The 23,821-nt window shown below is 65.1% G+C and carries 23 protein-coding genes; 21 read left to right on the forward strand and 2 right to left on the reverse strand.

All coding sequences use genetic code 11. The features are described from left to right. Nucleotides 1-43 precede the first annotated feature (43 nt). From G3N62_RS10870 to G3N62_RS10905, 8 genes are all read left to right on the forward strand, one after another. Nucleotides 44-1,003 (forward strand): helix-turn-helix domain-containing protein, encoded by a 960-nt coding sequence (locus tag G3N62_RS10870; RefSeq protein ID WP_049031828.1) that lies wholly within the window; start codon nucleotides 44-46, stop codon nucleotides 1,001-1,003. A 152-nt stretch (nucleotides 1,004-1,155) separates the two neighbouring features. Beyond that, a complete protein-coding gene (locus G3N62_RS10875; protein WP_049031827.1) occupies nucleotides 1,156-2,208 on the forward strand; it encodes a carbon-nitrogen hydrolase family protein in 1,053 nt (350 codons plus the stop codon). Between the two features lie 133 nt (nucleotides 2,209-2,341). Beyond that, nucleotides 2,342-3,574, forward strand: a complete 1,233-nt coding sequence (locus G3N62_RS10880; RefSeq protein ID WP_206141231.1) for an MFS transporter — start codon at nucleotides 2,342-2,344, stop codon at nucleotides 3,572-3,574. A 195-nt stretch (nucleotides 3,575-3,769) separates the two neighbouring features. Next, nucleotides 3,770-5,230 (forward strand): indoleacetamide hydrolase, encoded by a 1,461-nt coding sequence (gene iaaH, locus G3N62_RS10885; protein ID WP_124670332.1) that lies wholly within the window; start codon nucleotides 3,770-3,772, stop codon nucleotides 5,228-5,230. Beyond that, nucleotides 5,227-6,411 (forward strand): substrate-binding domain-containing protein, encoded by a 1,185-nt coding sequence (locus G3N62_RS10890; RefSeq protein ID WP_124670333.1) that lies wholly within the window; start codon nucleotides 5,227-5,229, stop codon nucleotides 6,409-6,411. Before iaaH ends, G3N62_RS10890 begins: the two co-directional genes overlap by 4 nt. Before the next feature lie 4 nt (nucleotides 6,412-6,415). Beyond that, nucleotides 6,416-7,261 carry a branched-chain amino acid ABC transporter permease gene (locus G3N62_RS10895; protein ID WP_124670334.1) on the forward strand — a complete coding sequence of 282 codons (846 nt, stop codon included), beginning with the start codon at nucleotides 6,416-6,418 and terminating at the stop codon, nucleotides 7,259-7,261. Continuing rightward, nucleotides 7,239-9,014 (forward strand): ATP-binding cassette domain-containing protein, encoded by a 1,776-nt coding sequence (locus tag G3N62_RS10900; protein ID WP_124670335.1) that lies wholly within the window; start codon nucleotides 7,239-7,241, stop codon nucleotides 9,012-9,014. The genes G3N62_RS10895 and G3N62_RS10900 overlap by 23 nt, the downstream gene beginning before the upstream one ends. Further along, complete coding sequence (locus G3N62_RS10905) at nucleotides 9,011-9,718, forward strand: ATP-binding cassette domain-containing protein (RefSeq protein ID WP_260449356.1); 708 nt, start codon at nucleotides 9,011-9,013, stop codon at nucleotides 9,716-9,718. Before G3N62_RS10900 ends, G3N62_RS10905 begins: the two co-directional genes overlap by 4 nt. 65 nt (nucleotides 9,719-9,783) lie before the next feature. Here G3N62_RS10905 and G3N62_RS10910 read toward each other — a convergent pair whose 3' ends face one another. Continuing rightward, nucleotides 9,784-10,518 carry a helix-turn-helix transcriptional regulator gene (locus G3N62_RS10910; RefSeq protein WP_034189490.1) on the reverse strand — a complete coding sequence of 245 codons (735 nt, stop codon included), beginning with the start codon at nucleotides 10,516-10,518 and terminating at the stop codon, nucleotides 9,784-9,786. Between the two features lie 449 nt (nucleotides 10,519-10,967). On the opposite strand from G3N62_RS10910, the gene G3N62_RS10915 reads away from it, so the two are divergent. Continuing rightward, nucleotides 10,968-12,026, forward strand: a complete 1,059-nt coding sequence (locus G3N62_RS10915; RefSeq protein ID WP_233623289.1) for a porin — start codon at nucleotides 10,968-10,970, stop codon at nucleotides 12,024-12,026. A 134-nt stretch (nucleotides 12,027-12,160) separates the two neighbouring features. Here G3N62_RS10915 and G3N62_RS10920 read toward each other — a convergent pair whose 3' ends face one another. Next, a complete protein-coding gene (locus G3N62_RS10920; RefSeq protein ID WP_124671341.1) occupies nucleotides 12,161-13,552 on the reverse strand; it encodes a PLP-dependent aminotransferase family protein in 1,392 nt (463 codons plus the stop codon). Between the two features lie 382 nt (nucleotides 13,553-13,934). Between G3N62_RS10920 and G3N62_RS10925 the strand changes: the two genes are divergently transcribed. The 12 genes from G3N62_RS10925 to G3N62_RS10980 all read left to right on the forward strand — a co-directional run bounded on the left by G3N62_RS10925 (nucleotide 13,935) and on the right by G3N62_RS10980 (nucleotide 23,781). Beyond that, a complete protein-coding gene (locus G3N62_RS10925; RefSeq protein WP_034189492.1) occupies nucleotides 13,935-14,417 on the forward strand; it encodes an MSMEG_0572/Sll0783 family nitrogen starvation response protein in 483 nt (160 codons plus the stop codon). Nucleotides 14,418-14,436: 19 nt separating this feature from the next. Continuing rightward, nucleotides 14,437-15,459 carry a Nit6803 family nitrilase gene (locus G3N62_RS10930; protein WP_124671340.1) on the forward strand — a complete coding sequence of 341 codons (1,023 nt, stop codon included), beginning with the start codon at nucleotides 14,437-14,439 and terminating at the stop codon, nucleotides 15,457-15,459. Continuing rightward, the gene (locus G3N62_RS10935; RefSeq protein WP_124671339.1) at nucleotides 15,452-16,522 is read left to right on the forward strand and encodes an MSMEG_0568 family radical SAM protein; all 1,071 of its coding nucleotides are present in this window, start codon (nucleotides 15,452-15,454) and stop codon (nucleotides 16,520-16,522) included. Before G3N62_RS10930 ends, G3N62_RS10935 begins: the two co-directional genes overlap by 8 nt. Nucleotides 16,523-16,524: 2 nt before the next feature. Beyond that, nucleotides 16,525-17,085: an MSMEG_0567/Sll0786 family nitrogen starvation N-acetyltransferase gene (locus tag G3N62_RS10940; protein ID WP_124607758.1), complete on the forward strand. Its 561-nt coding sequence runs from the start codon at nucleotides 16,525-16,527 to the stop codon at nucleotides 17,083-17,085. Beyond that, a complete protein-coding gene (locus G3N62_RS10945) occupies nucleotides 17,082-18,068 on the forward strand; it encodes a sll0787 family AIR synthase-like protein (RefSeq protein WP_124671338.1) in 987 nt (328 codons plus the stop codon). The genes G3N62_RS10940 and G3N62_RS10945 overlap by 4 nt, the downstream gene beginning before the upstream one ends. After that, on the forward strand, nucleotides 18,065-19,249 hold the full coding sequence (locus G3N62_RS10950) for an MSMEG_0565 family glycosyltransferase (RefSeq protein WP_124671337.1): 1,185 nt from the start codon (nucleotides 18,065-18,067) through the stop codon (nucleotides 19,247-19,249). The genes G3N62_RS10945 and G3N62_RS10950 overlap by 4 nt, the downstream gene beginning before the upstream one ends. Nucleotides 19,250-19,258: 9 nt before the next feature. Beyond that, nucleotides 19,259-19,543 carry an MSMEG_0570 family nitrogen starvation response protein gene (locus tag G3N62_RS10955; protein ID WP_034189497.1) on the forward strand — a complete coding sequence of 95 codons (285 nt, stop codon included), beginning with the start codon at nucleotides 19,259-19,261 and terminating at the stop codon, nucleotides 19,541-19,543. 56 nt (nucleotides 19,544-19,599) lie between these two features. Next, complete coding sequence (locus G3N62_RS10960; protein ID WP_124671336.1) at nucleotides 19,600-20,901, forward strand: MSMEG_0569 family flavin-dependent oxidoreductase; 1,302 nt, start codon at nucleotides 19,600-19,602, stop codon at nucleotides 20,899-20,901. A gap of 37 nt (nucleotides 20,902-20,938) precedes the next feature. Beyond that, nucleotides 20,939-21,202, forward strand: a complete 264-nt coding sequence (locus G3N62_RS10965; RefSeq protein WP_124671335.1) for a hypothetical protein — start codon at nucleotides 20,939-20,941, stop codon at nucleotides 21,200-21,202. An 89-nt stretch (nucleotides 21,203-21,291) separates the two neighbouring features. Then, the gene (locus tag G3N62_RS10970; RefSeq protein ID WP_226104046.1) at nucleotides 21,292-21,603 is read left to right on the forward strand and encodes a winged helix-turn-helix transcriptional regulator; all 312 of its coding nucleotides are present in this window, start codon (nucleotides 21,292-21,294) and stop codon (nucleotides 21,601-21,603) included. 98 nt (nucleotides 21,604-21,701) lie between these two features. After that, a complete protein-coding gene (locus tag G3N62_RS10975) occupies nucleotides 21,702-22,394 on the forward strand; it encodes an HAD-IA family hydrolase (RefSeq protein WP_069706345.1) in 693 nt (230 codons plus the stop codon). 34 nt (nucleotides 22,395-22,428) lie between these two features. Next, nucleotides 22,429-23,781, forward strand: a complete 1,353-nt coding sequence (locus tag G3N62_RS10980) for an MFS transporter (RefSeq protein ID WP_167361900.1) — start codon at nucleotides 22,429-22,431, stop codon at nucleotides 23,779-23,781. Nucleotides 23,782-23,821 lie beyond the last annotated feature (40 nt).

The raw sequence follows: 23,821 nt of genomic DNA on the forward strand, positions 1-23,821 counted from the left end.
CCGGGTTAACGCTCTCGCGTATCTGCCGCCGGAACCTCGTGCCATGAATCAAGTGACGACCACGGATCATTACCATCGCGACGACAGGCTTCTGGCATGGGCGGATCAGGTTCGGGCCAGCTGCGTCCCGATGGTTTTCCGGACCGAGTCCGATCAGGGGTTTCATGGCGAGATTTCGAGCGTGAACACCGACGGCGTGTGTGTGTCGCGGATCTCGGCGGTCGATCACGTCGCGGCGCATGACTGGGACGAAGTGCGGCGCACGGCGGACGACTACCTGCTCGTGGCGATCCAGACCGAAGGGCGAGGCGCGATCGAGCAGGATGCCCGCACCGCGTTCGTCGGCCCTGCCGACATGGTGCTGTTCGATTCGTCGCGCAGTTTCGTCTGGCATTTCTCCGGGCAGCATTACACGATCCGCTTTCCCCGCAAGGCGCTGGAGAAATGGGTGCCGTGCGGCCGGCAGCACACCGCGGTGAGGATTCCCGCGGCCACCGGGATCCGCCGGATCGCCGCGGACCATATCGCGTCCCTGCACCGGGCGCTTTCGTCGGACGAAGGCGCCACGACCGGTTGCGAGCGGCTTGGCGATGTGTCCGCGAACCTGGTCGCGCTGGCGTTGGCGGATTATTTCAACACGGTCCCGCTGCCCAAATCCAACGTGAAAGAGATGCATCTGCTCCGCGCACGTGCGTTGATCCGTGACCGTATTCGCGAACCGGAACTGGGACCCGAACAGATCGCCGATGCACTGGGGGTATCCAGCCGTTATCTTTACCGGCTGTTCGCCGAGGTCGGAGAGTCGATCGGCGAGATCATCTGTACGGCCCGACTCGACGGATGCGGCGAGTGGCTTCGGCAACGCGCCTACGCAAACCGCTCGATTACCGATATTGCGATGGCGTGGGGTTTCAATAACGCATCGCATTTCAGTCGCACGTTTCGACGTCGCTTCGGCATGTCCGCGCGCGACTACCGTGCGACGCATCGCGACGCTGTCTGAATCGCCGCTGAGCGGGCTGCACGTCAATCGCGCGTGCTGGCAGCATAAGCAAAAATCCTGTTCTGTCAGAGTCAAGCGTCCGCCATATTGGCCCCGGACACTTCGTCTACAACGTTGCGGGCGTCCCGTCCCGCGAGTCGTGGAGGAGTATCTTGGCGCTCAATCATCCCCAGTTCAAGGCGGCTGTCGTGCAGGCCGCCCCGGCCTTCCTCGATCTTCAGGCCGGAATCGAAAAGTCCATCCGCTTGATTGAAGAGGCGGCGCGGGCCGGCGCCGCGCTGATCGCATTCCCTGAAGTGTGGCTGCCGGGCTATCCGTTCTACGTCTGGCTCGGTACACCGGCCTGGTATATGAGCAAGGGCTATGTTCAGCGCTACTTCGACAACTCGCTGAGCTACGACAGTCCGGAAGCCGATGCACTGAGGGACGCGGCGAGGAAAAACCGCATCACGGTCGTGATGGGCCTCTCGGAGCGCAAGGGCCACTCGTTGTATATCGCCCAATGGATGATCGGCCCCGACGGCGAGACCCTGCTGCAACGGCAGAAACTCAAACCCACCCACCTCGAGCGGACGGTTTTCGGTGACGGGGAGGGCAGCGGCCTGACCGTGATCGACAGTCCGTTGGGCAAGCTCGGCGCGCTGTGTTGTGCCGAACACGTGCAGCCTTTGACCAAAGCCGCCATGTATGCGCAAGGCGAACAGGTCCATGTTGCCGCGTGGCCGAGCTTTTCCCTCTATGAATTCGCCAGCGCATTGAGCCACCAGGTGAACAACGCGGTTTCGCGGACCTATGCCGTCGAAGGCGGGTGCTTCGTCCTCGCGCCGTCGACCGTCGTCACCGAGGAGATGGTCGAGCATCTTTGCGACACCGAGGACAAACGTCAGCTGTTGCGGGCGGGCGGTGGCCATAGCGTTGGATACGGGCCCGACGGGGCGGAGTTGTTCGACAAGATCGACGAAACCGCGGAAGGCCTGCTCTACGCCAATATCGATCTCGGCACGCAATCGCTGTCGAAGTGCGTGTTCGATCCCGCGGGGCATTACTCGCGGCCCGACGTGCTGCGATTGTTGATCGACCGGCGACCGCGCCCCCCTGTCGCCGAAATACTCGACGGAACGCCGGCGGAGACGGCCGCCGACGATCTAGCCTCATCAGACGGCGGCTGCCCGCCCGGGCTTGCGGGCAGCGGCGGAGATCGGTAGCGGGACCATCGGGCCCGCCATGTCGTGTCATGGCGGGCCGGCCGGAGGTTTTCGTTTCGCGGCCCGGTGGGCTTGGCGGTTTTTCTTCGAATCAACGGTCATTCAGTCACGACGATATAGTTAGGATGGCGATATGAAATACAAGGAAAGTAGCGACTACGAATGGAAGATGGTCATCTTTCTTGCGGTGCTGTTCGGCATCGTGGGTCTCGACCGTCTGGTCATCGTGTACCTGTTTCCGGTTCTGCTGCCGGAGCTGAAACTGAACAACACGCAGGCAGGCGCCATCGCTTCGGTGCTCGCGTTGACCTGGGCCATTTCGACATGGGTGCTCGGGAGCCTGTCCGACCGCCACGGGCGCCGCAAGATTCTGCTCGGGTCGTCGATCTTCTTCTCGGTGATGACTGCCTTTACCGGCGTCGCCAAGTCGTTCCACGGCATGCTGCTCGTGCGAGGCCTTCTTGGCGTGGGCGAGGGGGGCGTGTTCAGCGCCAGCGTCGCGACCATCGACGAAATATCGACGCCGAGCCGGCGCGGCCTGAATCTGGGCATCCACCAGTCGTTTTTCCCTCTTCTGGGTATCGGCCTCGGACCGATCATCGCGACCCAACTCGTGATGCATATGCGCTGGGAGTGGGTGTTTTTCGTGCTCGGCATTCCGGGGCTGTTGCTGACGTTCCTGATCGGCCGGACCATGCGAAAGACGGAGGCCGGTCGCGACACGCAGGCCCGCTCGGCATCGGGTGGCCCCTTGACCGTGCTGAGATACAAGAACATCTGGCTGACCACGGTCATCGGATCGCTGTTCCAGACGGGCCTGTTCGTGTTCTCGACGTTCGTCGCGCTCTATCTGACCAAAGTCGTGGGCCTCGGTCTCGGCACGGTCGGCCTGATCATATCCGGATGGGGTTTCGGCGGGTTTATCGGGATGATCGCCGTTCCGGCGATATCGGATCGGCTCGGGCGGCGGATCGTGCTCGTCGTTTCCGCGGCATGTTACGGCATCCTGATGTTGGCGTTTGTTCTTTGTCACGCGTCTCCGGTCGTCATGTTCGCCAACCTCTTTGCTGCCGGGATTTGCGGCTTCGGCATCGCACCGCTCTTTCTTGCCGTGATTCCCTGCGAATCCGTCCCGTCCACGCTGACCGGCTCGGCCGTGGGCGTTCCCACCGCAGTCAGTGAACTGATTGGCGGGGTCCTGATGCCGGTGGTGGCAGGCGGGCTCGCCGACACGTTCGGTCTGGGTTATCCGATGCTGATCGTCGGAGGCGTGTCGCTGGTGAGCGCGCTCGTGGGAATGTTTCTCGATGAAACGGTGCCCGCGGCGACGTCGAAGCATGCCGTCTCGACCATCGACGCGGCCTGACCGTTCGGCAACGGGCAGGCGGATGTCGGACCGTTGCGCGGACTCGCGCGACCAGGGCCACTGACGTCGGTCGCGGGGCTGTACCAGGGGCGGTGAAGCGACGCTGTCAGGGTTGACTGCGTCGTCATTTCTGACGATGCGCGACAAAAAGGCCGACGCGCAATCTACGAAGACCGCAATGTACGAGAGACGTAGATGCCCACCCTGCCGCAGCTTTCAGTCGTCGACGCAAAAGGCGCGATCGATCGACGCGAGATCTCCTGCCTGGAATACGTACAGGCGCTGGTGGATCAACAGGCCAACACCGAGTCGCTGAACGGGTTCGCGCATTTCAACCCCGAGACGTTGTTGCAATCGGCGCGGGCCCACGACGAACCGCTCGCAGCCCGGACAGGCCGGATGTCACTTGCCGGCATTCCGTTGGCGATCAAGGACAACATCGACTGCGCGGGCATGCCGACAGCGGCTGGAACGGCCGCGCTTCGCCACGCCGTTCCGCGAGCGCAGGCGCCAGTCGTGGCGCGTGTGGTCGAGGCGGGGGCGTTGGTCGCCGGCAAAGCGAACATGCACGAACTCGCTTTCGGCTGCACCAACGACAACGGATTTTTTGGCCCGGCCCGCAACCCGTATGACCCGTCCAGAATTCCCGGCGGAAGCAGCGGTGGGTCGGCCGTGCTGGTGGCGAGCGGGGCGGTGCCGGCGGCGCTCGGCACCGACACGGGCGGATCGGTGCGCATCCCGGCGGCGCTGTGCGGGCTGGTCGGCTTTCGTCCCACGCACGGACGTTATCCGTCCGAGGGCGTCGTGCCGATATCGCCCACGCGCGACACGGTCGGCCCGATCGCCCGCACCGTCGCCGACGTGATGTTGCTGGACGCGATCCTGTCTGGAGGGGGTTCAGCGCCGCCCGTTGCCGACGATGCACGTGACGTTCGCCTGGCAGTTCCGTACTCGACGTTGTGGGAGGGGTTGTCGCCCGACGCACGGCCGGTACTCGAACGTGCGCTGCAGACGCTGAAGGATGCGGGCTTCGATCTGGTTGACGTGGACCTGCGACGTTATCCGTTTTTTCGTGCGAAGAAGAACGCAACCATTCCTTTTTTCGAGTTCGGCGGCGCCGTGGGCCGCTATCTGGAAACAGGCGGCGTGGCCGTGACGTTCCCGGAGATCGTTGCCCAGATCAGGAGCCCGGATGTGATCCGGATCGTCGGCGACATCCTGGGGGCCGGTGCGATTTCCGCGGCCGAATACGCCGAAGCGCTCCTCGCGCGAGAGCGGTCCCGCACGTCCTACGTGGCGTGTCTTCGCGAAGTGGAGGCAGATGCGCTGCTGTTTCCCACCGTGCTGATTCCCGCTTGCCGCATCGGCGCCGAAACCGTGGCGGTCGGGTCTGAAGCGCTCGATGTCTTTGCCGCATACACACGAAATACCGAACCGGGCAGCAACGCAGGGGTACCCGGCATCACCGTTCCCGCAGGCCTGACCCGGGACGGCCTCCCGGTTGGATTGGCGCTGGACGGTGCGCCGTATTCGGATCAGCGAATCCTGCAGATCGGCAAGGAAATGGAGCGCGTGCTGTGTGCGGCGACGTTCCCGCGTCTCGACGCACACGTTCAATCATCCGGCAACGGCTTAACGAGAAAGGCAAGCAAATGAATCGTCGACATATCCTGAAAAGTATTGCGCTCGGTGCCGCCAGTGCCGCGGTGGGCGTCGGGGGGCTCGTTCCGGTGTCGGTTCGCGCGGCAAACCAGCCGCTGAAGTTGGCGCTGATGGCGCCGATGAGCGGGCCGGCCGCATTTTTCGGTCAAGCCTGCAAAAACTGCGCAGCGATGGCGATCGACGAGATCAACGCGCGCGGGGGCGTGTTGGGGCGCCCGCTCGAGTTGCTGGTGGGAGATGCCGGCGCCGCGCCTTCCGAGTCCGCGCAGACGGCGCTGCGCCTGTGGAAGCGCGACAAGGCGGAGGTCTTTGTCGGATCGCACGATAGTGCTGTCCGCACGGCGCTGGAAAGTCTGTTCCGAGGCCAGGTGCCTTACTTCTATACCCCGATGTACGAAGGGGGCGATTGCGCGAAGGGCACGTTCTTCGTTGGCGAGACGCCCGCGCAGCAACTGACGCCGGTCATTCCGTGGTTGACCGCCCAGCACCAGGTCAAGCGCTGGTTCCTGATCGGCAACGACTACATCTGGCCGCGCAAGTCGAACGAAGTGGCGAAAAAGGCGATTCAGGGTTCCGGCGCGACCGTGGTCGGCGAAGAGTACGTTCCGTTCGACGTCGACAACTTCGACGCGGTACTGGGCAAAATCCGCGACAGCAAGGCGGATGCGGTGTTCATCACGCTGGTGGGCGGGTCGGCCGTCACGTTCAACAGAAGTTTTGCGAGCTTCGGTCTCGGCGACAGGATGATCCGCTTCGGCACGATGATCGAGGAAAACACGTTGATCGGGATCGGTGCGTCCAACACCAGGAACCTCTACTCGGCGTCCGGCTTTTTCGCGACGCCGACCGCAACGTCCGCGCCGTTTCTGGAGCGTTATCACAAGCGGTTCGGCGCGTCGGCGGTTTTGAGCAGCATCGGCGAGTCGACGTACGAGGGCGTCCTGATGTATGACGCGATGGCCAGGAAGGCGAATTCCGCGTCGATCGGCGATCTGACGAAGGCCTCCGACGGGGCAGGCTACAAAGGCCCGCGCGGCGTGGTCACGATGAAGTCCCGCAACGTGACGGCCGACATCTTCCTCGCCAGGGCATCAGGTGTGCGATACGACATCGTCAAGACGTTCTCGCAGCTTGGCTCGGCCGAGACCTGTGCGAGCGGAGCGGGTGCGGGTTGACGTCATGCTGCTTTCCCATCTTCTCAATCTCGGGTACGCGTGTGCGGCCCTCGCGCTCACGACGATCGGTCTGGCCATCGTGTTCGGGCTGCTGGGCGTGCTGAACATGGCGCATGGCGAGTTCATCATGCTGGGCGCGTACTCGGTGGTCGTCGTGCAGCGTTTCGGATTACCCGCTTTGCTTGCCATACCCGTGGCGATCGTCGTATGCGCTGCCGTGGGTTGGATCGTCGAACGCGTGCTGGTTCGTCCCTTGTATGAGCGGCCGTTCGATACCTTGCTCGCCACCTGGGGCGTTTCGATCCTGCTGCGCGAAGGGGTGGCCGCATTGTTCGGAAAGGGTTACCAGGACGTGACTGGCGCGGATGGCGCATCGATCGATGTCCTGGGCACCCCGTATCCGGCATTCCGGCTTGCGATGATGCTCGCGGTGGGCCTGGCATTCGCCGCGCTCGCGGCATGGTACGGCCGCAGCCAGACGGGCGCGCGGATTCGGGGCATGGTCGCGAATCCCCTTCTTGCCAGGGCGGCCGGCATCAATACGACCCGGCTGGCCAGCGGCACGTTCATCACGGGGGTGGTGCTGGCCGGGTTGGCGGGGGTGTTGCTCGCGCCGATCGTGCGGGTCGAGCCGTACATGGGCCTCGACTATCTGCTCAATTCGTTTTTCGTGCTCGTGGTCGGCGGCCTCGGCAGCTTGCTCGGTCTCGCGGTCGGCACGTTCGTCATCGGCGGAACGCAGGTCGCGGTGTCGAGTTTCATCGATCAGACGTCGGGTTATACCGCCGTTCTGATCCTGTCCATCTATTTCTTGTGGAGTCGCCCGAATGGCCTCGTCTCGCGCCGTTGAAACGGCCCTCCAGGTTGTCACGGCGGCGGTTCTTCTGAGCTTGCCGCTGTGGGCCGGTGACTACAGTGCAAACCAGATCGGGCTTCTGTTGCTGTATGGAATGGCAACGCAAGGCGTTGCGCTGTGCTGGGGGAATGCGGGCTTTTTGCCGCTGGGCCAAAGCCTGTTCTTCGGGCTGGGCGCGTATGTCAGCGCCTTGGTATTGCGCGCCGCGGCCGCGGCCGGCGGCGAATGGCAGATCGTCCTGCTTCCGCTTGCAGTCGCGGTACCGGCGGCCCTGGCCTATGCCATCGGATTGATCGTCTTTGCGCGCCGGATCGACAGCGGGCCGTTTTTTTCGCTGATTACGCTTGCGTCATGCATGTTGGGATTTCTGTTGGCCAATCAATGGAGCAGCGTCACCGGCGGCTTCAACGGGCTCACCGATATTCCCGACCTGCCGATGACCGACCGGTATGGAAACCTGTATTACGTGATCGCCGTGGCCGCGGTTGTCGTCACGGCGGGGATCACCTGGTTGAGTCGCCGCCCCATCGGGACGCTCTGGGCCGCCCTCTCGGAGAATGAGGATCGCCTCCAGTTCCTTGGATTCGCGACGCACCGGCTGAAGGCGGCCGCTTTCGGCCTCTCGGGCGCGATCGCGGGTCTGGGCGGCGCGCTGTATGCGCCTCACGAGGGTCTCGTCGGCCCTCAGGCGGTCGGCGTCGCGTTGTCGGCGCAGTTCGTCATCTGGGCAGCCGTCGGGGGGAAGCGCATTCCGTTGGGTGCGCAACTCGGTGCCGTCGTGATCGGGCTGCTCGCCGCGACCTGGCGCGATCTGTTCACCTATTGGGAAGTGCTGGTCGCGCTGATTTTCATCGGTGTGGTGCGGCTGTTTCCCGATGGCCTGGCCGGCGCGGCCGCCGCGCTTGCCCGGATGGCGGGTCTGCGCGTCGCGAACAGCATTCCGGAGAAACGGCTAGATGCTCACGAGATCGCGACGATCGACAGGCGGCCGGCTCAATCCGCGCTGCTCAGTTTCCGCAAGGTGGAAGTCAGCCAGGGGGGCGTCAACATTCTCAACGGGCTCGATCTCGAGGTGGGAGCCGGGGTCATCCATTGTTTCATTGGCCCGAATGGCGCCGGCAAGACGTCGACATTCAACGCAATGACGGGCCGCTTGCCGGTCCGTTCAGGTGAAATTCACTTTCGCGGGACCGAGATTTCGTCCTCTCAGGCGTGGCAGGTCGCCCGACTGGGCATCGGCCGCAAGTTTCAGATTCCCGCGGTGTTTGCCCGGTTGTCGGTCGACCAGAATCTTCAGATCGCCCTGTGGGCGAACCGGATACGTCCTCGGGAGATGCTGAGCGCGGCGCCGCTGCATTGGAACTCGGTTCAACGCGTACGCACGCTCGGGAAATTCGGGTTTCTCGAATCGAATCTGGCGGTTCGTGCGGGCGATCTGTCTCAAGGGATGCGCCAGATGCTGGAGTTCGCGATGGTGGCGATCACCGAGCCGCGTCTTTTGCTCCTCGACGAACCGTGCGCCGGCCTCTCGGCGCACGAAACCCGTCACATGATGGACGCGATCACGTCGACCGTGGGCGAACTGGAGGCGTCAGCCATCGTGATCGAGCATGACATGAGCGCACTCGAAAAGATCGCCGGCAACGTGGTGGTCCTGCATCAGGGAAGAAGCCTCGCGGTCGGATCGCTGTCGCAGATCAAGAGGTCGGCAGACGTCAAGGCCGTCTACTCGGGAGGAAGAAAGTGAGCGAACGCCGGCGGGAAGCCGTGTTGAGGTTTTCGTCGATCGTCGCGGGTTACGGCGACACGATGGTGCTCAAGGGAATCAGCGGCGAGGTGGCCGCGGGTAATGTCCTGGGGGTGTTTGGCCGCAACGGTGTGGGCAAGTCGACACTGATGCGCGCCCTGACAGGTGTTATCCAGCCCACTTCCGGGGCAGTCACGGTCAACGGCGGTGAAGTAGGAAAAGTACCGTCGCACCAACGGCGACGTCTGGGGATGAGCTATGCGCCGCAGGAACGGGTTGTCTTCGACAATTTGAGCGTTGCAGACAACCTGACCCTCGGATTCAAGACAAGAAGCCTGGAAGCATACGAAGAATTGTTCGAGATTTTCCCGCGTCTGAAAGAGCGGTTGCCGCAGGCAGCCGGGAAACTGAGCGGGGGTGAAAAGAAGCTGCTTTCCTTCGCCAGGATCATCGCGGAGCGTTCGCCGCTCACGCTGATCGACGAGCCGTCGGAAGGCGTTCAGCAGGAGAACCTGGAGCGGATGGCATCCGTTATCCGGTCTCGAATCAACGAAGGCGCGGCGTTCGTGGTGGTCGAACAGAATCTGACGTTTCTCACGTCGATCGCCGACCATTTCATCGGTCTGGATCATGGAGAGGTCGTGCTGTCGGGCGACTCGATCGATATGTCGCGCGACCGGCTCGAAGCCGTATTGGCCGTTTAGGCTCGCGTGTCAGGCGATTCGCCGTTTGTGCGTACCTGAGCGTCGACCGCGCCGTTCAATCGTCGTCACGGCGCGGCCGTTCCGGCCGCGGCGACGGAAGCAGCCAGCTCCGCACGGTTGGAGAATCCCTTCTTGTCCATGATCCGCCGCAAATGGGTGCGTACGGTCGACAAGCTGATGCAGAGAAGGCGGCCGATATCCTGATCGGTACAACCCTTTGCGACGAGCTGGGCGATCTCGCTCTCACGGTCCGTGAGCCCCGTCGCGCTGCCTGCCCGACGTTTGATGGCGCGGCAAAGGAACGGCTCGATCGCATCGAGCACGAGTTTGTCGCGCAGCTCGAATTCAGGCCGATTCCTGGTTCGCCAGATTCTCAGGTCGCTGAGCTGGCGTTCGCCGTCGAAAACGAACACGTTGATCCCGTGATGCAAACCATCCTGCGCGAGAAACTCGTTATAGAACTCGCTTTTCTCCAGGGCAGGCCGGTCCATCACTTCCTCCACGAACGTGGCCCGGCGCATCCTGCAGAGCTGCGCCGTCATCGGGTCATTGTGCTGGTACCAGCTTGTGTAGCGACGCACGTGATCCGAGTCGACGTTGACCGCAATCGGGTCGACGTAGGTCCCTTTCTCGGCATCCCAGTTGTAGGAGACGCAGAAATCGGATCGCAACAACCGGGTCAAGTCTGACAAAACGACACGTCTGACATCCACGATCGGTCCGAGCTCTTCGAGCCGCCCGATGATGTCGCCGAAAAGTCGGAGTTCGTCGAGCGTGAGATCGTGAACTGGTGGCTTCAAGGGGGCCTCATCGGTAGGAGGAGTCAGGAGACGGCACGCGCGACAGTCTTGGAAGACTGGTTCGCATTACGCATCAATCATAGCAGCGTAAAAAATCCCGATCAGCAACGAACGTGCGGCCTTTGCCGGTCCGTTGTATTCATGCCGCAGTCGCATCCGCCGCCTGTTTTCGGGCCGAAAGGGATGCCCGCGGCGGACCCTGAATGCCGCCGCCACTGACCGGGATTTCCGCATCGACATTTCTGACGATGGGGCTCAAAAAACGCCGGTCATAAAGTGGACGCGCAGTGGGAAGCGGACGTGTTGAGACCGTTCGTCGTGGAGGCAAGCCGGAGGTTTACCCGCAGACGCCTGCCCATTGATCAAACGATTCCAGCGCATTTTCAGCGGGACGTGTTCCTCAGCCATTTTCGTCAACGAAAACTACGCCATAAAATTAGGATAGCGATATGAACAGGATCATCAAGCGAAGCATGGTGGTGTGCGCCGCGGTCGGGTGCGGCGTGGCACATGCGCAGTCGTCAGTGACGCTGTACGGGCTGGTCGATGCGGGCATCACGTACACGAACAATGCAACGTCGGGCACCGGACATGGCGCGCTCGTGCAGTTCACGTCCGGGTCGTCGCAGGGAGATCGTTGGGGGCTGACGGGCAAAGAGGACCTGGGTGGCGGGCTCAAGGCGATCTTCACGCTCGAAAGCGGTTTTCAACTTTCCAACGGGGCCTTGGCGCAGAGCGGGCTGTTGTTCAACCGCGCGGCCTTCGTCGGCCTCGACGGGCGGTTCGGGACGCTGACGCTCGGGCGGCAATACGACTTCATCGGCGATATTTTCCCCGCGTACTCGATCGCGGGAAACACGGCCGCGGGTATCCTCGCGTGGGGCATTCCGGCGTATGCGGCTGGCGGGTATACGCTGGATAACCGACTGTGGGGCGACAACGTCAATAACTCGGTGAAGTATCTTTCGCCGACGATTTCGGGCTTCAGTGTCGGTGCCATGTACGGTTTCGGCAATGTGGCCGGCTCATTGGGCACCAACAGCGCGATGAACTTCCTGCTGAACTACAACCGGGGCGGGCTCGCCGCATCGCTGTCGTATTTCAAGCAGCATAACGCGACCCGCTCCGCGAATTTGACGGAATACGCCGGCGGTGCAACATACAGCCTGGGGAAAGCGCAGATATTCGGTGTGGTGACCGATGTCCAGTTGAGCAGCGGCACCCAAGCGCGCGCGCTGACCTATGACGGCGGCGTGACTTACTTTGTCAGGCCCGACCTCTCGCTCGGCGCCGGGTTCCAGTTCCAGCAGCGCAACAACGGGGTCGGCAGCGCGAATCAGGCGACCATCGGGGTCGATTACTTCATTTCCAAACGCACGGACGTGTATTTCGTCGGAGCGCTCGCGCATGATCATGCGCACGGCGCTCAAATCGAAGCAGCGCTCGGATCGCCGTCCAGCACGAGTTTTCAGACCGCGGCGAGGATCGGCATTCGGCACAAGTTCTGACCGGTGCGGCGGCACGTGCCGGTGGTGCAGGGGCGGGCCGGCAGCGCTTGGTCGTGCGTCGAAATACGATGCGCATGTGAGTGGATGCGTCGCGCGGCGTCCGGTTCGTGCGATCCGTCCGCTACCCGGCGCGGCTACATCGCGGCACTGTAAAGATGATGTGCGTCGGTCAGTGCGTCGGCGACAAGCTGCAGGCCGTCGCGGCAGCGCTCCTGATCCTGCGGGCCGCCGAGGCAGAGGCGAATCGCGTCCGGCGGGTTGCCGTCGGTCGAGAATGCCGCGCTTGCCACGGCGGCGACACTCCGGCTTCGCAGATATTGCGCGAGATCCGGTGCTGTCCACTGGCACTCGCCGGGAATCGGCAACCAGAGATGAAAACCGTCGGGATGCGCGTCGAAAGGCCATGCGCCGAGAACGCGGCTGGCGATCGCCTGCCGTGAATGCGCCTCGGATCGGATGGCGGCCAGCATCTCGCTTGCCGTGCCGTCGTTGATCCACTGGGTGGACAGCAGCATCGTGAACGGGCTCGGCATCACGGTCGTGGCGCGCAATGCCCCCGCGATACGCTGTGTTTCGCGCACCGTCGGCGCCAGCAGGTAGGCGATTCGCAGCCCGGCGCCGAGGTTCTTCGACATGCCGGTCACGTAGTAGGTCAGTTCGGGGGCCAGCAACGCCAGTGGCGGCGGGGCGCTCTGCGGGAGCATCGCGTACGCGTCGTCCTCGATGATGGGCACGTTGTAGCGCATCGCGATATCCGCCAGCGCTTCGCGGCGCCTGAACGGTATCGTGAGCGTGCTTGGATTCTGCAGGGTCGGGTTGCAGTACAGCGCCGCGGGCTGTCCGCTTCGGCAGAGCGATTCGAACGCATGCGGCAACGGCCCGTCGTCGTCCCGCGGCAGCGGCTGCAACTGGACGCCCAGTTGCGATGCGATGGCCTTGATGCCGGGGTACGCGAGTGAATCGAGGCAGATCGAATCACCGCGGCGCGCAAGCCGGGAGACGAGCGCGACGAGCGCGCTGTGGATTCCCGGACAAACGAGCACGGTATCGCTGCTGCAGCCGGGCAGGCGATGGGCCAGCCATGCGCGGCCGGCGGCGCGATCCGCCGGTGTGCCGCCGAAATCCTGATATCGCATCAGTTGGTAAGGGTCCGCGGCGGCGAACAATGCCGCCGCCGATTGTTGCAGCCGGCCGACCATCTCGGCCGGTTCAGGGGGCATGTTCATCGACATCTCGATGCTGCTCCCGCCCGACAGCTGGACCGTTTGCGTCGGGCCGCGCACGAACGTGCCGCTTCCTGCCCGCGTATCGAGCAAGCCGCGTCGGCGGGCTTCCGCATACGCGCGGGCGACCGTCGTGTAGTTCAGGTTCAGCGCCCCGGCGAGATCGCGCAGCCCGGGCAGGCGGTCGCGCGGTTTCAGCCGGCCGGCCGCAAGATCTTCCTCGATGAGGTCGGGGATCAGCTGATAGGCCGGTTTCCTGCTTTCCAGCAAGCGCTTCGACCAATGATGGATTGCGTAATCCATACCTGTTTCCATTTGACGATTCATCAAAACGTTAGCATGGCGCATTAATCGAAAAATATATATATCGCGCCGTGGAAACCGACTGATTGCATTGATTGCATCGTGTATCGGATTGATGCATCGATGCACGCCGGGCGCGCACCGGTTCATGCGTGCTGCATCAGTCAGGTGCGCCGTTCGGCCCGGACGGGCCGCTTTCAGTTGGATCCGGATTGGGGCACGCAAGGATCGAACCGACTGCAGCGGCATTTTTGGATTGAATGATTGCAGAGTGATTGCATCGGGTCGCGGCCCGGTTGGCATATGCGTTGCGTTAATGAGTTCGCCCGGATTCGAAAGCGTTCGGGAATCTCATTCAACTCATTTCCAGACGGAGCGTGCCATGCCCGCAGTCAATCAGCCTCTGCACAAGAAGGGAGATTTCCTCGTCGACTACGAGGAAAAAGTATTCGAAGACGTCAAGGCGGAAGCGGGCGAGAAGGCGCTCGTGACGTTCCACACGGTTGCGTTCGAGGGGTCGATCGGCTTCGTGAACCTCCTGCAGGCGACCCGCCTGCAGCGCAAGGGGTTCGAGACGTCGGTGCTGCTCTACGGCCCCGGCGTGACGCTCGGCCTGCAACGCGGGTTCCCGACACTGGGCGACGAGGCGTTTCCCGGCCATCTGAACTTCAACAAGCAGCTCGTGAAGTTCATGGAGGAAGGCGGGAAAGTCTATGCGTGCCGCTTTGCATTGCAGGCACTTTACGGACATGGCGAAGCGTCGCTGATCGAGGGCATCCGGCCGATCAACCCGCTCGACGTGCTCGATATCCAGCTGCTTCACCGCAAGGAGAACGCGCTGATCATCCATACCTGGACCGTTTGATCGAATCACGGGTGCCATCATGTCCGACAAACGCATCGTCCGGGCGGCAGCCGTCCAGATCGCGCCCGATCTGGAACGCGCCGGCGGCACGCTCGACAAGGTCTGCGCGACGATCGACGAGGCCGCCGGCAAGGGCGTCCAGCTGATCGTCTTTCCCGAAACATTCGTGCCGTACTACCCGTACTTCTCGTTCGTGCGGACGCCGGTCGCGTCCGGCGCCGATCACATGCGGCTCTACGAGCAGGCCGTGACGGTGCCGGGGCCCGTGACGCATGCGGTCGCGGAGCGCGCGCGCCTGCACGGGATGGTGGTCGTGCTCGGCGTGAACGAGCGCGACCACGGCAGCCTGTACAACACGCAGCTGATCTTCGACGGCGACGGGCGCCTCGCGCTGAAGCGCCGCAAGATCACGCCGACGTTTCACGAGCGGATGATCTGGGGGCAGGGGGATGCGGCCGGACTCAAGGTCGTGCGGACCGGTGCCGGACGGGTCGGTGCGCTCGCGTGCTGGGAGCACTACAACCCGCTCGCCCGTTATGCGCTGATGACGCAGCACGAGGAAATTCATTGCAGCCAGTTCCCCGGATCGCTGGTCGGCCCGATCTTCGCGGACCAGATCGAGGTCACGATCCGCCACCACGCGCTGGAGTCCGGCTGCTTCGTCGTCAATGCGACCGGCTGGCTGACGGATGCCCAGATCGAGTCGATCACGGGCGATCCGAATCTGCAGAAGGCCCTGCGCGGCGGATGCAATACCGCGATCGTGTCCCCGGAGGGGCAGCACCTGGCCGAGCCGTTGCGTGCCGGCGAAGGGATGGTGATCGCCGACCTGGACATGTCGCTGATCACCAAGCGCAAGCGAATGATGGACTCGGTCGGCCACTATGCGCGGCCGGAACTGCTGAGCCTTGCCATCAACGATCGGCCGGCGGCGACGGTGACCCCGATGGGGATCAACGGGTCGGCCGCCCCTGACTTCGAGGGAAACTGCCATGAGCGTGAACGCGAAACCGTCGGTGCAGAGCCGGCAATTGATGACTGAACTGCAGTCGGTCGGGCTGCGCCTCGCGGATCCGCGGGTTGGCGCCGCGAGCCGGCGCGGCGGCGCCGGGCCGTCCGATCACAAGGCCGTGACGGTCGACGGCGTGACCATCATGGTGCCTGTGCACACGAGCACCGCGTGGGATTCGCCGTTCGTCGCGGCGGCGCCCGACGCGGCGGGCGTCAGCCAGCTCTCGCGCGGCACCATCCCGATCGCGAGCATCAGCTTTCCGTCGAACCCGCGCTTCTACGCATTGCAGACGCTGGAGGGCGTGCCGTATTCGCACATCGCGACGCTGCACGGTGCCGACGTGCTGGCGACCACGGTGTTGCAGACCTGCATTCGCTACGAGAGCCGGCGCAAGACCTGCCAGTTCTGCTCGATCGGCCAGTCGCTCGCAGCCGGCAGGACGATCGCCCGCAAGACGCCTGAGCAACTCGCCGAGGTGGCGCGCGCGGCGGTCCTGCTCGACGGCGTCAAGCACATGGTATTGACGACCGGCACACCGCCGACGCTCGACCGCGGCGCGCGCGTGCTCTGCGAAAGCGCGTTCGCGATCAAGGCGGCCGTCGATCTCCCGATCCAGGCGCAATGCGAGCCGCCCGACGACGACGGCTGGTTCGAGCGGATGAAGGCAAGCGGGATCGATACGCTGGGCATGCATCTGGAAGCCGTGACGACGGCCGTGCGCGAACGGATCATGCCCGGCAAGGCGAGCGTGCCGTTGTCCCGCTACATGGCGGCATTCCGCGCGGCCGTCGCGGTGTTCGGCCGCGGACAGGTCAGCACCTACATCCTCGCCGGGCTCGGCGACAGCGCGGCCGCGATCCTCGACATGTCGCGCGAACTGATCGGGTTGGGCGTGTATCCGTTCGTCGTGCCGTTCGTGCCGATCAGCGGCACGCCGCTGGAGAGTCATCCCGCGCCGTCGCCGGACTTCATGCGGGCGGTGCTCGAACCGCTCGGCGCCATGCTGCGCGATGCCGGCATGCGCTCCGCCGACATCAAGGCAGGCTGCGGAAAGTGCGGTGCCTGCTCGTCGCTGTCGACCTACGAGGTATGACCATGTACTGCGCAGAGATGGGACTGGCCGACAGCAGCAGCCCGTACCGGCCAGCCGAATACCGGATCAAATGGGCGGCGCTTCCCTGGGAAATCGACGAAGCATACAAGCTGCGCCGGGCAGTGTTCTGCATCGAGCAGGGCATCTTCGCCGGCGACGATCGCGACGATATCGACCGCCACGCGCAATTGCTGGTCGCGGTCAGTTGCTGCGCGGGGCTGCCGGAGCAGGTGGTCGGCACGGTGCGGATTCACGAAACCGGGCCGGGAACCTGGATGGGCTCGCGGCTCGCGGTGCATCCGGCATTCCGGCGGCAAGGCAGGATCGGCTCGATGCTGATCGCGCTGGCCGTCAGCAGTGCGCATGCCGAAGGTTGCCGGCGTTTCGTCGCACACGTGCAATCGCAGAACGTGCCGCTGTTTCTTCGGCTTCACTGGGATGCGCTCGGCGAGGAAACGTTGTTCGGACGTCCTCATCAACTGATGCAGGCCCAGCTTGAACACTATCCGCCGTGCGGCACGCCGTTCGAGGGTTTCGTCCTGCGGCTGGAGGGGGCGCAATGAGTGTCGAGGATCGCATCGCGACGCTGCGCGCGAGCCGCGGCTTCCAGCACAAGCACGACATCGCCGGCGTGGTTGCGTCGCTCGCGGGCGCATTGCCGAACGGCGAACGGGATCTCGCACAGGCCGTCGCGCTCGGTGACGACTGCGCGGCGATTCCCGACGCGGACGGCTACCTGCTGTTTGCGATCGAGGGGATGGTCGGCGATTTCGTCGAGTCGATGCCGTGGTTTGCCGGGTACAGCGGCGTGATGGCGAACGTCAGCGACATCTACGCGATGGGCGGGCGGCCGATCGCCGTCGTCGATGCATTGTGGAGCGACGGAATCGACGCCGCGCGGCCGGTGCTCGCCGGGATGGCCGCGGCGGCGTCCGCGTACGGCGTGCCGATCGTCGGCGGCCACAGCAACACGCGCAGCGTGCAGGGGCAACTTGCCGTATCGATCCTGGGCCGGGCCCGCGCGCTGCTGTCGAGCTTCAGCGCGCGGCCGGGCGATCGCCTGATGATGGCGGTCGACCTGCGCGGCGCATTCGAGGCGCCATATCCGTTCTGGAATGCGTCGGTCGGCGCGCCGCCGGCCCGGTTGCGCGGCGATCTGGAGATTCTGCCGACGTTGGCCGAAGCCGGGCTGTGCGACGCCGCGAAGGATATCTCGATGGCCGGCGTGCTCGGGACGGCGCTGATGCTCGCCGAATGCTCGCGCGTCGGTGCGCGGATCGCGCTGGACGCGATCCCGCGTCCTCCTGGCGTCGACTTCGATCGCTGGCTGACGGCCTTTCCGAGCTATGGGTTCGTGATGGCGGCGCGGCCGGCGCATGCCGACGCGATCGCGGAACGCTTCGCGGCGCGCGGGCTCGCGTGCGCGGTGATCGGCGATATCGACGCCTCGTGCGAGGTCGTCGTCGAAGAGGCGGGCGAAACGGCGGTGCTGTGGGATTTCCGGGTCGAGCCGTTCATCACCTGCACTGTTGGGTGTGTGCGATGAGCGGCGATACGTTGCGCATCGCGCTGCTCACCCACTCGGTCAATCCGCGCGGCGGTGTCGTGCACGCGCTGGAACTCGCCCGTGCGCTGCACGATGCGGGCAGCGACGTCACCGTGTTCGCACCGGCCGCGCCGGGCGAGAGAATGTTCCGCGACGTCCGGTGCCGCGTCGTGCTGGCGCGCGTCGATGGCCATCCGCGCAGCGTCGCGGACATGGTGCGCGCGCGGATTGTCGCGATCAGGCATGCATTGCTGGAGCACGATGCAAGCGGCTTCGACGTGCTGCATGCCCAGGACAGCATCACGGGCAATGCGCTGGCCGACCTGAAGCAGTCGGGTGCAATAGACGGCTTCGTACGGACCGTGCATCACCTCGACGTATTCGACGACCCGCAGCTCGAACGCTGGCAGGCGCGCGCGTGGCGAGCGGCGGACCAGGTGCTGTGCGTGAGCGCTGCGTGGGCGGCCACGATGCGCGGGACGTTCGGGGTCGACGCAAGCGTGGTGCCCAACGGCGTGGACGTCTCCCGGTTCGCTCGGGCGGATCGGGCGGCCGTGCAGGCGGTGCGGCAGCGGTTCGGCCTGCACGGCGCGCCGGTCGTCCTGGCGATCGGCGGGATCGAGCAGCGGAAAAACTCGATCGCGCTGCTCGAGGCGTTCGCCCGGCTGCGCGGCACGATGCCCGACGCACGGCTCGTGATCGGGGGCGGCGCGAGTCTGCTCGATCACGATGCTTACGCGCGCCGCTTCGTCGCGCGCGCCGCCGCGCTGGGGCTGGGGATCGGCGTCGACGAAACCGTCGTGTCGACGGGGCCGCTCGACGATGCGGCGCTGGTCGCGCTGATGCACTGCGCCGACGTGGTGTCGATGGTGTCGATCCGGGAGGGATTCGGTCTGGTCGTGCTCGAGGGGCTTGCTTGCGGAAAGCCCGTGGTCGTATCCGAAATCGAACCCTTTACCGAGTATCTGGACGAGCACGTGTGTGTGTGGGCCGATCCCGCCGATGTGGATTCGATCGCCGGCGCGCTGCGCGACGCGCTCTCGGGACGGCGTGCTCCCGATTTCGCACGTGCCGTGCCCGCGCTGATGAACCGCTTCACATGGGAAGCGAGTGCGCGCAGGCATCTGGACATCTACCAGGACAGGCTGGCGCAGCGTGCGCAAGCATCGTCCGCCAAGTGAGGAGGCATCATGCCGGTCATGCATTTTCGGGTCCGTTGGCCCGACCAGTCGGAAACCAATTGCTATTCGCCTTCGACCGTGGTGTCGGAATTTTTCACGCCCGGCACGCAATACGCGCTCGACGACTTCGTCGAGCGAGCCCGGCGTGCCCTGGGTATCGGGTCCGAGCGCGTACGGGAGAAATACGGGTTCGCGTGCTCGGCCGCGATGGATGAACTGGCACGGATCGAAGCGCACGCGCAACGATTTTCTCCGCAGGGCGATGCGACCGTGACCGTCATCGAGCTCGTTTAGGGCGTCCGGCACGCGGCAATCCACCGTCGTCTCCAACACACATTCAGGACTGCATCATGTCAAGCGAACCCGTTGTTTCATCCAGCCTCCCGGATATCGATTCCCGTCTCGGCGTAGCGGTCGTCGGCGGCGGGCAGGCAGGACTGTCGATCAGCCACTACCTGAAGCAGGCAGGTATCGATCATCTCGTGTTCGAAAAGGAGACCGTGACGCACACGTGGCGCACGCAGCGCTGGGACGCGTTCTGTCTCGTGACGCCGAACTGGCAGTGTGCGCTGCCGGGCTATCCGTATCGCGGTGCGGATCCGCACGGCTTCATGACGAAGGACGAGATCGTCGAGTATCTCGACGGATTCATCCGCAGCGTCGATGCCCCGGTGCTGGAACACACCGCCGTCGAGCGTGTGACGCGCGACGCGGACGGACGCTATCGCATCGCGACGTCGCGCGGCACGTACACGGCGGATCGGGTCGTCGTGGCATCGGGCGGCTACCATCGGCCGATCGTGCCGCGGATGGCCGAGCGGTTTCCGGCCACGATCGTGCAGATCCAGTCGTCGGAATACCGGAATCCGGCCGCGTTGCCGGACGGCCCGGTTCTCGTGGTCGGATCGGGACAATCGGGTGCGCAGATCGCGGAGGACCTCCACCTCGCCGGGCGAAAGGTGTTCCTCGCGGTGGGCGATGCGCCTCGCTGCGCCCGTTTCTACCGGGGCAGGGACGTCGTCGACTGGCTGGCCGACATGCAGTACTACGACATGCCGGTCGATGCGCATCCGCTGCGCGAAGGCGTGCGCGACAACACCAACCATTATGTGACCGGCCGCGACGGCGGGCGCGATATCGATCTGCGCCGCTTTGCCGCCGACGGGATGGAACTGTACGGCCGGCTGGAGGATTTCACGGGCGGACAGTTGCGCTTCTCCGCGGATCTGGCGGCGCGGCTCGACAGCGCGGACGATACGTACAACCGGATCAACGCCGGCATCGATGCCCATATCGAGAAGAACGGAATCGCGGCGCCCCCTGCGACGCGCTACGCGCCCGTGTGGCGTCCGGCCGGCGAGCGCACGGCGCTCGATCTCGCGGCGAGCGGCATCGCATCGGTCATCTGGTGCATCGGCTTCACCCCGGATTTCAGCTGGCTGGATGCGCCGGTCTTCAACGGCCGCGGTTATCCCGCGCACCGGCGCGGCGTGACGCCGGTTCCGGGGCTCTACTTCGTCGGACTGCCGTGGCTGCACACGTGGGGATCGGGGCGATTCTCCGGCGTTGCGCGCGATGCCGCCCATATCGTCGACCAGATCCGGGCCGAGATGACGGCGCCGCGGTGCTCATCCGAAAGCGTGGCTGCCTGACGCCGCTGCATACGCCATCCATCGCCATCGAGCCGGCATGCCGCGACGCGCGCCCGCGAGGCTCGCGGAAGACTGGCCGGGCGACGCGGGCAGGCAGCGTCGCCGGGATGCGCCGGCCGCGCGTGCGGGCCGCGACGACCCCGGGTTCTTCGACGAGGGGCGGCAGCATGCCCATGCGACGATCGTGCCGATGCTCGCCGGTTTCGGCGCGTCGGACTACGCCGACAATCTCGCCTATAACGATGTCTACGATCGCGCGTTGGAAAGTCAAACCGAAACGAAGCTCGATTCAGGCAATTGACTCCGCCGGACGATTGCTTTAAAAAGTAAAGCATGACCACGCCAAGAATCGGACAACGCGTTCGCGGATCGACGACGGGGCGGCCCATCATGGTCGTGCTGGATCTGCTCGGGCGCCGCACCGCGCTGCGCATTTTGTGGGAGCTGCGCGGCTCGCCGCTCACGTTCCGCGCATTGCAGGAAGCCTGCGAAACGAACGCGCGTCTGCTCAACACGCGGCTGGCCGAGCTCAAGGCGTCGGGCCTCGTCGAGCACGGGGAGGGCGGCTATCGTATGACCGCCGAAGGCCGCCGGCTCGAAGCGGCGCTGCAGCCGTTGCTGGGGTGGGCAAGAGAGTGGGCGAAGCGCGACCCGGACGGGCTGGACGCGGCCGATCGCGAACAAGCCGGTCAGGCGCGCTGACCGCTCCTGCGCGCGGGTGCGGTCGCATCGTCATTCCAGGTCACGTGTCACGTGTCACGCGTCGAGCGTGATCCATTTTTCGTTCGCGGAGTCCATTCATGCCTGTTCGGGCCGTCATATTCGACTTCGATCTGACGCTGGCGGATTCGTCCGCGGCGATCGTCGAATGCACGGAATACGCATTGCATCGGCTTGGCGCGGCACGCGCGACACCCGCGCAGATCGGCGCCGTGATCGGTCTGACGCTGCCGCAGATGTTCCGTTCGTTGACGGGCGAGACCGAAGCGGCGCGGGCCGATGCGTTCGCGCGGCACTTCGTCGCGCGTGCCGACGAGATCATGGTGCCCGGCACGCGCATCTATCCCGAGGTGCCGCCGCTGCTTGCACGGCTGCGCGAGCAAGGGCTCGCCGTCGCGATCGTGTCGTCGAAGTTTCGCTACCGGATCGAGGCGATTCTCGAGCGCAACGGCTTGCAGTCGCTGGTCGACGTGTTGATCGGCGGAGAAGACGTGCAACGTCACAAGCCGGATCCCGAAGGGCTCGTGCTGGCGTTGGCGCGGCTGGGCCTGCCTGCCGCCGCCGCGATCTATGTCGGCGACCATGCGGTGGACGCGCAGGCGGCCGAGCGCGCGGGCGTGCCGTTCGTCGGCGCGGTGACCGGCATGACGTCGTTCGATGCGTGGGCGCGTGCGGGCAAGCAGGCGGTCCCGGCGCATATCGGCGAACTGGCCGCGATCGTGCGGCGGATGCAGCACGAGCCGGGCCGGGCGTCCGGCCCGCACGGCGTCTGACGCCGGTTTCGGGAGCCGCACGATGCCGCGCCGCGTGAACCATCTCCGCTGGAAGATCGTCGCGTTTCTGGTCGCGCCGCTGACCTTCGTGATGACGCTCGATCGCGCGGCGATGGCCGTGGCCGCTCCGGCGATCCAGGGCGAACTCGGCCTGTCGATCGTCGAGATGTCGATGATCCTGACGATCTACTTCTGGGCCTATGCGCTCGGCCAGATCCCGGCCGGACGCGCGGCCGAACGCTTCGGGTCGCGCCGCGTGCTGTTCGGCACCAGCACGCTGTGGTCGCTGATGATGATCGTCACGCCGCTCGGCGGTTCGTTCGCCTGGTTGTTCGGTTGCCGGCTGGTGCTTGGCGGCGCGCAGTCGGCAGACTGGTCCAGCAGCGTCGTCGCGCTCAAGCGCTGGTTTCCGGCCGGCGAGCGTGCGAAAGGCAACGCGGTGCTGCTCGCGGGGCTGTATCTGGGCCCGATCGTGTCGGCGCCCCTCACGGCCTGGACGATCGTCCATTTCGGCTGGCATGCCGTCTTCCATGGATTCGGCGCGCTCGGCCTGCTGCTCGGCGCAATCTGGTGGTTCGGCTACCGCGATGCGCCGGCGTCCCATCCGCTGATCACGCCGGCCGAGGCGGACTACATCGCGGCCGGCCAGCCGCCCGGCCAGACGGCCGTGTCGGGTTCGCTCGCGCGTTGCCTGCGGCTGGGGCGTTTCTGGATCTTCGGCATCCAGTACTTCCTGCTCGTGCTGATCCAGAGCTTCTACACGACGTGGCTGCCGACCTACCTGATGCGCGCGCGCGGCCTGTCGCTGAAGGCAATGGGGCTGTACGCGTCGCTGCCGTGGGTGGCCGTGTTCGCGGCGGTATTCGTCGCGGGTACCGTCAGCGACCGGTTGCTGAGGAAAACGGGTTCGATCTACCGGGCGCGCACGCCGGTCGCGATCGCGGGATTCGTCGTGAGCGCGCTGGCCCTGGTCGCCGCGTCGCGCGCGCAGGCGATGGCCGCGGTCATCGCGCTGCTGTGCCTGTCGTTCGCGGCCGTCGGATTCGTGCAGGTCGTCGTGTGGTCGGCCGCGCAGGATCTCGGGCGGCCGTTCGCCGGCGTGATGTCGGGCTGGACCAACGTATGGGGCGCACTGTCGAACGTCGCGGGGCCGATGGCGCTCGCGCTCGTCGTCAAGATCACCGGCAACTGGGGCAGCGGGATGGTCGTGATCGGTGCCGCGGCGGCCTGCGGCGCGGTGCTGTGGCTGTTCGTGCATCCCGAGCGCCCGCTGCTGGCCGCGACGGCGGGCGGCTTGCCGCCGTCGGCAGCGGGCGGGAATGCGGCGCGCGGCGACGCGGGCGCAACCCGTGCCGACGCCGGGCGGGTGTCCGAGCCGGCCGACTGAGCCGTATTGCACAACGGGCCGGCAGCGCGCGACGGATTCT

It is taken from the genome of Burkholderia sp. Tr-20355, assembly GCF_017104685.1.
GTDB lineage: Bacteria > Pseudomonadota > Gammaproteobacteria > Burkholderiales > Burkholderiaceae > Burkholderia > Burkholderia seminalis.